This window comes from Bacteroidota bacterium (assembly GCA_016713765.1).
GTDB lineage: Bacteria > Bacteroidota > Bacteroidia > AKYH767-A > 2013-40CM-41-45 > Pollutiaquabacter > Pollutiaquabacter aromativorans.
Genome location: JADJON010000001.1, coordinates 1,290,892 through 1,302,325, shown reverse-complemented (window position 1 = coordinate 1,302,325; position 11,434 = coordinate 1,290,892). Strand labels below are relative to the sequence as shown.

Below are 11,434 nucleotides of genomic sequence, written 5' to 3'. Positions count from 1 at the left end.
TGTTAACTAATCAATCGTCCAATACTCAGGAAACATCAATTGCTTCCGAATGCCGACATTTTATCCCGATTGTTTACTGAAAAAGGCCGGAATTGTTTCATCTGCTTTGCTTACCGCGCCTGCAGGACAAGAAAAAAAACATCGAAAACGTCCCAAAAAGCGAGACGCAGCCCCATCTTTCGACAAGGCTGCGTCTCTGGTTCGCAGTTTTCCAATTACTCCACTATCAAGGTGAATCGGGTCATTCCCAGTTCATTTCCATTGATCACGAAGAAGTACATACCCGGGGTCATGCCTGCCAGATCCAATTCCCGAAGGTTAAGACCTTGTTCGGCAGTGAAACTGAATCCCTTCACACGTCGTCCGGCCGCATCGTAGGCTTCGAGCGTCACGTTTTCGTGTGCAGGTGCTTCGAATCGGATCTGTGCACGGTCCTTCGCAGGATTCGGGAACAGCTCGAGGCGCGTAGCTACGGCATCATTCGCCAGGCTTCCGGATGCACGGCAAGCGACAGGAGCGATTGCCAGGGTGGCGGTTCCGGAGTTACCGCAGCTGCTGCGAGCACGGATACCGACAACACCTCCGGTAGAACCGACGTTGATGACGGCGAAGGTATTCGTGGTCGGGGTTCCGGTCAGGACAGTCGAACCGACCGGTACCAGTACATCATACGAGGTAGCTCCGGGAGCGGCATTCCAGCTCACCAGAATATCGGTGCCGATGCACGGGGTATTCGATGTGGTGGTCAATCCGGTCGGGTTGGCCGGGTTGCCCGTGACGGTCACGCAGCGCTGGAATCCTGCACCGCAGGCGTTGTTTCCATAGACACAGATCTGTCCGGAAGTAAAGCTTCCGCTGAAGGTCACCGTGATGGAATTCGTGCTGGATGAGCCGGTCGCACCTGCAGGCAAGGTCCAGGTGTAGCTGGTAGCGCTTGCAAGCGCCGGGATCGAATACGTGTAGGTCTGGCCGCAGACACCGGTACGCGGATCACCCGTGATGTTACCCGGAGTGTTCAGCTTGCCGGAAACGACCGACTTGCAACGCTGAGGCGAGTTGGAAACAGGGCTTCCGCAAACACCGACTGCAATCACACATACCGAACCGGAGGTGAATCCGCTCGTCGTAGTTACCGTGGCCGAAGTACCCGAACCCGATACGGAGATTCCGGATCCGGTCGTGCTCCACAAGTAAGATACTGCACCCGGAACAGGCCCAATGACATAGGTAGAAGAACTACCCGGACAGATCGATGCAGGGCCCGAAATGGTTCCCGGGATTCCAGGAGCCACAGAAAGGTTGATGCAACGCGTAGGTCCGACATAACCACAGGAAGTGACACCTGCAACGCAGATGTTACCACCCGTAAATCCAGGACCGAAGTTAACAGTAGCGGAAGTGCCGGTGCCGGATACCGATACGCTCGGACTGGAAGACGTCCATACGTAGGAGACTGCGCCGGCCATCGGTGCAATCGTATAGGTACCGCTGGTGTTCGGACAAGCCGTCAGGCTGCCGCTGATGGCACCTGGAACAGACAGTGTGGCACGGATCCAGAGGCACTTGATGTTCGGAGACACACCGCAACCGTTGGTAGCCTGTACACAGATGTTCCATCCGGAGTTACCTCCAGAGGGCAATGCGGTAAAGGTCAGGGTCACGGAAGTCGACGTAGAGGTGTACGGGGAAGGTTGACCGTTGATCAACACACCCGGGCCTACCGTCCAGTTGTAACCGGTCGCACCCGGAACCGTCGTAGCCGTTACTACAGCGGTGTTACCGATACAAGCAGCATCGGGCCCGCTGAGGATACTGACCGTAGGCAACTGCGACGGGCTGACCACGTCAACGTCCACAGAAACGCAAGCGGTCGTGTTGCAAGCGCCTTCGGCACGGACGAAGTAAGAGATCAAGCCAAAGCTACCCGGAGTAATCGTGATGGAAGCACCAGTGCCAATCGGGCTACCGGTTCCACAACCACCCTCATACCATACCCAGGAGGCGCCGGTTCCAAGACTTCCTCCGGTAACCGATAAGGTTACGCTGTTACCGAGGCAGATCGAAGCGCTGGAAGTATTGGCAGCCGTCGGAGCTACAGAGTTGCTGTTGGTAGAACCGACAGTTGCGCTGCAGGAGGCCGTACAACCATTTCCGTCGGTGACGGTATAAGAGTATGTACCAACCGTCAGGCCACCGAAGGTGCCGATGCCGGAATAAGCGCCATCACCACCAGTTGCAGAAACCGTGATTGATCCAGTATTATCGTCAGGGCAGGAAACATCGGTAGCAACACAAGTAGCCACCAACGGAGTTCCCGTTACGTCCCACTGACAAGTCGTGGTGTTGAATGAAGCAGTTTCGTAGCAGGCAAGCGTCGGCATGGCCGGCTGGGTGCCTGTTACGTCCCACTGACAGGTCGTACCGTTGAACGAAGCAGTCTCGTAGCAAGCCAGGGTCGGCATCACCGGTTGCGTACCGGTTACATCCCACTGACAGGTCGTACCGTTGAACGAAGCGGTCTCATAACAAGCAAGCGTCGGCATAGCCGGCTGGGTGCCTGTAACGTCCCACTGACAGGTCGTACCGTTGAACGAAGCGGTCTCATAACAAGCAAGCGTCGGCATAGCCGGTTGCGTACCGGTTACATCCCACTGACAGGTCGTACCGTTGAATGAAGCGGTCTCGTAGCAGGCAAGCGTCGGCATAGCCGGCTGAGTGCCCGTTACATCCCACTGACAGGTCGTGGTGTTGAATGAAGCAGTTTCGTAGCAGGCAAGCGTCGGCATGGCCGGCTGAGTGCCCGTTACGTCCCACTGACAAGTAGTAGTGTTGAACGAAGCGGTCTCGTAACAAGCCAGAGTCGGCATAGCCGGCTGGGTGCCTGTAACGTCCCACTGACAGGTCGTGGTGTTGAATGAAGCAGTTTCGTAGCAGGCAAGCGTCGGCATGGCCGGTTGGGTACCCGTTACATCCCATTGACAGGTCGTACCGTTGAACGAAGCCGTTTCGTAGCAGGCAAGCGTCGGCTGTGCCGGCTGGGTGCCCGTTACGTCCCAAGAACAGGTCGTGGTGTTGAACGAAGCGGTCTCGTAACAAGCAAGCGTCGGCATGGCCGGTTGCGTACCAGTTACATCCCACTGACAGGTCGTAGTGTTGAACGAAGCCGTTTCGTAGCAAGCCAGGGTAGGCTGTGCCGGCTGGGTGCCCGTTACGTCCCAAGAACAGGTCGTGGTGTTGAACGAGGCAGTCTCGTAGCAAGCCAAGGTCGGCTGTGCAGGCTGGGTGCCTGTTACGTCCCAAGAACAGGTCGTGGTGTTGAACGAAGCTGTCTCGTAGCAAGCCAAGGTCGGCATCACCGGTTGCGTACCAGTTACATCCCACTGACAAGTAGTACCGTTGAACGAAGCCGTTTCGTAGCAGGCAAGCGTCGGCATGGCCGGCTGCGTACCGGTTACATCCCACTGACAGGTCGTGGTGTTGAACGAAGCGGTCTCGTAACAAGCAAGCGTCGGCATGGCCGGTTGGGTGCCCGTTACGTCCCACTGACAGGTCGCACCGTTGAACGAAGCAGTTTCGTAGCAGGCAAGCGTCGGCTGTGCCGGCTGGGTGCCCGTTACGTCCCAGGAACAGGTCGTGGTGTTGAACGAAGCCGTCTCGTAGCAAGCAAGCGTCGGCATAGCCGGCTGGGTGCCTGTTACGTCCCACTGACAGGTCGTGGTGTTGAACGAAGCCGTTTCGTAGCAAGCCAAAGTTGGCATGGCCGGTTGCGTACCAGTTACATCCCACTGACAGGTCGTACCGTTGAACGAAGCGGTTTCGTAGCAAGCCAAAGTCGGCATGGCCGGCTGGGTGCCTGTTACATCCCACTGACAGGTCGTGGTGTTGAACGAAGCAGTTTCGTAGCAGGCAAGCGTCGGCATAGCCGGTTGTGTACCCGTTACGTCCCACTGACAGGTCGTGGTGTTAAATGAAGCAGTCTCATAACAAGCCAGTGTAGGCTGTGCAGGCTGAGTGCCTGTTACATCCCACTGACAGGTCGTACCGTTGAACGAAGCAGTCTCATAACAAGCAAGCGTCGGCATGGCCGGCTGAGTGCCCGTTACGTCCCACTGACAAGTAGTAGTGTTGAACGAAGCGGTCTCGTAACAAGCCAGAGTCGGCATAGCCGGCTGGGTGCCTGTAACGTCCCACTGACAGGTCGTGGTGTTGAATGAAGCAGTTTCGTAGCAGGCCAGGGTAGGCTGTGCCGGCTGGGTGCCCGTTACGTCCCAAGAACAGGTCGTGGTGTTGAACGAGGCAGTCTCGTAGCAAGCCAAGGTCGGCTGTGCAGGCTGGGTGCCCGTTACGTCCCACTGACAAGTAGTAGTGTTGAACGAAGCAGTCTCGTAGCAAGCAAGCGTCGGCATAGCCGGTTGCGTACCCGTTACATCCCACTGACAGGTCGTACCGTTGAACGAAGCAGTCTCGTAACAAGCAAGCGTCGGCATGGCCGGTTGGGTGCCCGTTACGTCCCACTGACAGGTCGCACCGTTGAACGAAGCAGTTTCGTAGCAGGCAAGCGTCGGCTGTGCCGGCTGGGTGCCCGTTACGTCCCAGGAACAGGTCGTGGTGTTGAACGAAGCCGTCTCGTAGCAAGCAAGCGTCGGCATAGCCGGCTGGGTGCCTGTTACGTCCCACTGACAGGTCGTGGTGTTGAACGAAGCCGTTTCGTAGCAAGCCAAAGTTGGCATGGCCGGTTGCGTACCAGTTACATCCCACTGACAGGTCGTACCGTTGAACGAAGCCGTTTCGTAGCAGGCAAGCGTCGGCTGTGCCGGCTGGGTGCCCGTTACATCCCACTGACATGTAGTACCGTTGAACGATGCAGTCTCATAACAAGCCAGCGTCGGCATGGCCGGTTGCGTACCAGTTACATCCCACTGACAGGTCGTACCGTTGAACGAAGCCGTCTCATAGCAAGCAAGCGTCGGCATGGCCGGTTGCGTGCCCGTTACATCCCACTGACAGGTCGTACCGTTGAACGAAGCGGTCTCATAACAAGCAAGCGTCGGCATGGCCGGCTGGGTGCCTGTTACATCCCACTGACAGGTCGTACCGTTGAACGAAGCGGTTTCGTAGCAAGCCAAAGTCGGCATGGCCGGCTGGGTGCCTGTTACATCCCACTGACAGGTCGTGGTGTTGAACGATGCCGTTTCGTAGCAAGCCAGGGTCGGCATAGCCGGTTGCGTACCGGTTACATCCCACTGACAAGTCGTACCGTTGAAGGAAGCAGTCTCATAACAAGCCAGACCCGTCGGAGCTGCAGGTTGGGTACCCGTTACGTCCCACTGACAGGTCGTAGTGTTGAACGAAGCAGTTTCGTAGCAAGCCAGGGTCGGCATAGCCGGCTGGGTGCCCGTTACGTCCCACTGACAAGTAGTAGTGTTGAACGAAGCGGTCTCGTAACAAGCAAGCGTCGGCATGGCCGGCTGGGTGCCCGTTACATCCCACTGACAAGTAGTACCGTTGAACGAAGCGGTCTCATAACAAGCAAGGGTCGGCATCGCCGGTTGTGTACCCGTTACGTCCCACTGACAGGTCGTAGTGTTGAACGAAGCAGTTTCGTAGCAAGCCAGGGTCGGCATAGCCGGCTGGGTGCCCGTTACGTCCCACTGACAAGTAGTAGTGTTGAACGAAGCAGTCTCGTAACAAGCCAGGGTCGGCATTGCCGGTTGGGTGCCCGTTACGTCCCACTGACAAGTAGAAGTGTTGAACGAAGCCGTCTCGTAGCAAGCCAGCGTCGGCATAACCGGCTGGGTGCCCGTTATGTCCCAGGAACAGGTCGTGGTGTTGAACGAAGCGGTTTCATAGCAGGCAAGTCCGGTAGGTGCCGGGGGCTGCGGTGTTACCGTCAGGTCAAGTACTTCGAAAGCGCAAGGACCTACCTGAGCGGTGTAAGAGCCGCTTGCGGTGTAGGACTGGCTATTCACCGACCAAGTGTAACTAATGCAAGCCGAAACCGTGGTGGAGTTGTATGTCGGCGCAGGCCCGTCATTTACAGTGGCCGAACAGGAAGCGGTACAACCGTTCGCATCCGTAACCGTGTAGTTATAGGTTCCCGCTGGTACGGCAAAGGTGCCGTCACCGCTATAAGGAGTGGTTCCACCAACAGCCGCTACCGTAACGGATCCGTTACCGCCGAAGCAAAGTGCATCCGATGCACTACAGGAAGCTACCAGGACCGCAGGTTCGGTGATCACCACCGTACAGTTGGCCGTGCAGCCATTGGCATCGGTAACCGTGATCGGGTTGGTTCCCGCTACTGCTCCTGCATAGGTGCCGGTGCCCGAGTAAGGACCCGTACCGCCCGTTGCGGAAACGCTGAAGGAACCATCGTTACCTCCGTTACAGGAAACATGATTGAGGACGGTGCAGGTAAGCACCAGTTCAGCCGGTTCTCCAACCGTTGCTGAACAGGAAGCTGTGCAACCATTCGCGTCCGTCACGGTGTAGTTATAGGTGCCTGCGGCTACCGAGAAGGTACCGGTGCCCGCGATCGCACCCGTGCCGCCAACCGCTGTGACGTCAACCGAACCGTTGCCGCCGAAGCAGACCGCGTCGGTTGCCGAACAGGAAGCGACAAGTTGAGCAGGTTCACCGACCGTAGCCGAACAGGAAGATGTGCAACCATTAGCGTCGGTGACCGTGTAGTTGTAGGTGCCCGCGGGTACCGCGAACGAACCGTCACCGCTGTAAGGAGTCGTACCGCCGACAGCCGATACCGCTACCGATCCGTTAGCACCAAAGCAAAGCGCGTCGGTAGCAGAGCAGGAAGCAACCAGCTGCGCAGGTTCTCCGACGGTAGTAGAGCAAGAAGCGGTGCAACCGTTTGCATCCGTAACCGTGTAGTTATAGGTTCCCGCAGGTACGGCGAAGGTGCCGTCACCACTGTAAGGAGTGGTTCCACCAACAGCCGATACCGTAACGGATCCGTTACCGCCGAGGCAGGGCGCATCCGATGCGGTACAGGAAGCTACCAGCACCGCAGGTTCGGTGATCACCACCGTGCAGTTGGCCGTGCAGCCATTGGCATCGGTAACCGTGATCGGGTTGGTTCCCGCTACTGCTCCTGCAAAGGTGCCGGTGCCCGAGTAAGGACCCGTGCCGCCGGTGGCGGAAACGCTGAAGGAACCATCGTTACCTCCGTTACAGGAAACATGATTGAGGACGGTGCAGGTAAGCACCAGTTCAGCCGGTTCTCCAACCGTTGCTGAACAGGAAGCTGTGCAACCATTCGCGTCCGTCACAGTGTAGTTATAAGTTCCAGCAACTACCGAGAAGGTACCGGTGCCCGTGATGGCACCCGTGCCGCCAACCGCTGTGACGTCAACCGAACCGTTGCCGCCGAAGCAGACCGCGTCGGTTGCCGAACAGGAAGCGACAAGTTGAGTAGGTTCACCGACCGTTGCGGAACAAGACGATGTACAACCGCGTGCATCGGTGACCGTGTAATTGTAGGTACCGGCAGGTACCGCGAACGTACCATCACCGCTGTATGGCGTCGTACCGCCAACAGCCGATACCGCTACCGAACCGTTACCACCAAAGCAAAGCGCGTCGGTAGCGGAACATGAAGCTACCAGGAGTGCCGGTTCGGCGATGGTCGCAGAACAGGAAGAAGTACATCCGTTTGCATCGGTCACCGTGTAATTATAGGTGCCGGCAGAAAGGCCACCAAAGGTTCCGGTTCCGGAGACGGATCCGGTGCCACCCACGGAGCTGACGACCACCTGGCCGTCTGTAAGTCCGAAACAAGAGATATCAGTAGCAACACAGGAAGCGACAAGGGCGGCAGGCTCGGAAACAGTGATACTGGTCGATGCCTGGCAACCGTTCGCATCCGCAACCGTGTAGTTGTGTGTACCCGCACCTACCGTAAACGTACCCTCGCCGGTGTAAGGACCTACTCCGCCGGATGCAGTTACCGTGACCGTCGTAGTTCCACCGTTACACAAAATCGGCGCGTCTTCCACAACTGATATTGCAACCGCTGAGGCGGGTTGATTGATCGTTACAGATGCCGATCCGGTACAGCCCAAGCCGTCCGTGATCGTTACGCTATAGGTGCCGGCTGCCAGTCCGGTTGCTGTGGCCGTAGTTTGTCCATCAGACCACAAGTAGGCCGTGTAGGAACCGTCGCCACCCGAAGGGGTTACCGTTGCAGAACCGGTCGACTGGCTAAAACACAGGACATCAGTTGATGAGAAAGTTCCACTGATTGCAGGATCCAGATTGACCGAAGCTGATGCAGAGGCGGTACATCCGTTACCCAGGGTTGAAGTGACAGTATACGTGGTTGAGGTGGAAGGAGAAGCGTTCACAGATGCGCCGGTGGTCTGATTGAGACCGGCTGCAGGCGACCAGGTAAAGGTCCCCGGCAGATTAACACCGAAGGTGACATTGTTACGCGAGGTATAGGAATAAGTCATCGTGCCGGTATACCCGTCCAATGTGGCAGGGGTCTGGTTATCGACACGATACAAGGTAGTTGCCGTAAAACCTATACCCGTATTGAAGGTAGCAGCATTGGTACCGGTAGAGGGCGAACTATTGTTCGAAAAGTTCATTTCCACCAACAGGTTACTGGTACCGTTCCAGGTAAAGGGAGACGAAAACGTGAATACGTTCTGGCCGGTGTTCGGCGTATAATTCGTAGGACCGTAGACCGTTGTCCAGCCGGTCGATACCGGGGAAGTCGTCAGGGCAGTAAGCGCCGTGTGTTGCACCTTAACGCGGAAGCTGGTCAGGGCAAGCGATGTGTTGGCAGCTCCGAGGTTGATGGAGATGGAGGTGATCTGCATACCGGCCGTCAAACCAAGCGCCGTCAGTTCACTCGCACGCCAGAGCATTTGTTGCTTCGAACCGCCGTAGTAATTCTGCAGCGGGTTCGGTCCTAGCGTGCTGGTGATAGATTGAGCCGAGCTGGTGGAAGTACCCGTTCCTGAAACGAAACTTCCAGATCCAAGTCCTCCACTCGCGGCAAGTGCTTCGCTCGCACCAGGACAGATCGTCGCAGAAGAAGGGGAAACCGCAACAGCCGAAGGTGCAGCCAGTAAGCTCACGGTGGCAGTAGCTGTCGAACCGTTACAGCCGTTGGCCGTAGGAGTTACGGTGTAGGTAACAGATCCGGTGGGGCTTCCAGAATTAAGGGTAAGCAATTGCGCTATCGTAGCTCCGCTGGAAGCCGATGCACCGGTTGCATTGGACTGGCTGGCCGTCCAGGAAAAGGTTGCACCGGAAACGGGGCTCGACAATGCAAAGCCGGTGGTTCCGGAGCCACAGAAGGATTCAGTTGACGGGGCAATGATGGCAGCAGGTATCGGTTTCACAGTCACAACTACATCGTAAGGCGCTCCAGGGCAGCCATTGGCAGTCGGAGTAACGGTATAGGTTGCGGTGCCATTTGAGGTTCCGCCATTTGTAAGTGTCTGGTTAATACTCGTACCGCAGGAAGAAGCACATGGAGTTGCACCCGATACGCCCGACTGACTAACGGCCCAGGCATAAGTAGTACCGGTGACAGAACTGGTCAGGGTTACGCCGGCTCCGGTACCTGAACAAACAGCGGGCGTGAGGTTGGAGGCATTTCCAACCGGAGTAGGTGTCAGGGTAACGACCACCGTAATCGTGGAACCCGTACAAGTTCCATCGGTCGGCGTCACTGTGTAAGTGGCAGTGCCCGACGTCCCACCTGCATTGGAAAGGGTCTGGCTGATGTTAGTTCCGCAACCTGATGCACAGGCAGATGCACCTGTCACACCACCCGCCTGAGAGACGGCCCAGGTGTAACTGGTACCCGGAAGGGAACTGGTCAGATCGATGTTCGTAGTAGCCGACGATCCGCAGAAAGCCTGCGAGGAAGGAGTAGCCGTAGCCACAGGACTCGGATTCACCGTGATGGTGACTACCGTAGTCGAGGCACTCGTACAACCGGCAGGAGTGGTTGCCGTTATGGTATATACTGCGGTACCGGCAACCGTGTTGTTGTTGCTCAGGATCTGATTGAGACTCGTCTGGTTGCTGGCAGACGTTCCGCCTGTGACACCAGATAATGTTGGAGTCGGCCATGAATATGTTGTACCGGAAATTGCCGGACTGATGCTCAAGGCAACACCTGCTCCTTGTCCACTGCATATCGTATTGCCGGAAGGCGTGGCAGTAGGTGCGGAAGGATTCGCATTTACCGTAAGGGTAGCGGCGTTCGTAGCAACAAGGCCATTGAAAATCGCGCGATACTGATTGCCGTTATCGCCGGTGACAGCTGTAAAGGAATAGGTTGCTGAAGTGGCTCCGGAAATGTTCGACCACGATGAACCGCCGTTGGTAGAGACCTGCCATTGCACAGCAGCTCCAGAAGGACTGCTTGCAGCGGTGAACGATACGGTCCCTGGATCAGCACATACCGACTGATTGGACGGCTGCGTGCCAACGCCAACAAGCTCCTGGATATTGATATTATCCATGGTGATCGTTCCGGTTGAACTTCCGTAATAGAATTTCAAATCCTCCAGGGGATCCCCGCTATCTTCTGCGTTCACATCATTCCAGACGCGGGTGGTACCCACCCAGAAGTCGATACGATTATTTGCAACTGATTCCGATGTACCGCTGGGAGAAATATAGGTCCGGGTAGACCCGGAATTATTCAGCACCCAGGTGATGGTGTAGGTAGTTCCAACGGAATAGTTGGAGCTGGTAGCAGCATTTGAAACATCGTTGAACCGGAAATTTGAAGTTCCCCGGAAATCAATCGACATGCGGGCAAAGGTGTTCGCATCGGATTCATCGGAATTTCCCGTACTGAAACCGGTTCCAACACGCCAGGTGGCGGGAGTGGTGGCATTTGTGGACGGTGTTCCCGATACGCGAAGATCGAACTTGTAGACAATCGCGGACGGAACCGGACTGAAGCTCGTACTGCGAGAAAACGAACAAGCGCCCGAACCTCTTGTGAAGGCCAGGTTATTACTCGAGGCGCTGACAGAGCTACCTGAACCTGCCGTGATCGCGTTGAATTGGCCGGTACTGGGAGTAGTAGCGTTAACATAAGTACTGACCGTCGTCGAGGAGTTAAAATCCTGACTGAACACTTGCGCGTAGCTCTCCGAAGAGAGCAAACTGGAAAACAACAATACGCCCAGGAAGAGTGAGAACCTGGACATTGTCTTACCGGAAGTCGAGTATCCGTGTATCATGCGAGAGGGGTTTGTGTAGTTGCGTATGTAGTGGCTGACCCATCAACTGCTCGTACTTTCGTAAGAGCATTCGACTGGGCAAGTGGTTTTATTAGTTTTCTATCGAAAAAAGCAGAGGGGGTATAAAGAATTAGTTATTTCAGATGGGGCGATATGGCGGTTGATAAGGTTGGAGCAAATGGAATCCTGAATGAAAGATG

Annotated in this window: 1 protein-coding gene; it reads right to left on the bottom strand. The window is 56.3% G+C overall.

Translation table 11 applies throughout. From position 1 onward, the window contains the following. Window positions 1-215: 215 nt before the first annotated feature. The gene (locus IPJ96_05065) at window positions 216-11,234 is read right to left on the bottom strand and encodes a T9SS type A sorting domain-containing protein (GenBank protein ID MBK7909718.1); all 11,019 of its coding nucleotides are present in this window, start codon (window positions 11,232-11,234) and stop codon (window positions 216-218) included. Window positions 11,235-11,434: the final 200 nt, after the last annotated feature.

Excerpts from the sequence above, each read along its gene's own strand:
- IPJ96_05065 (MBK7909718.1), bottom strand. The coding sequence starts at position 11,234 with ATGATACACGGATACTCGACTTCCGGTAAGACAATGTCCAGGTTCTCA.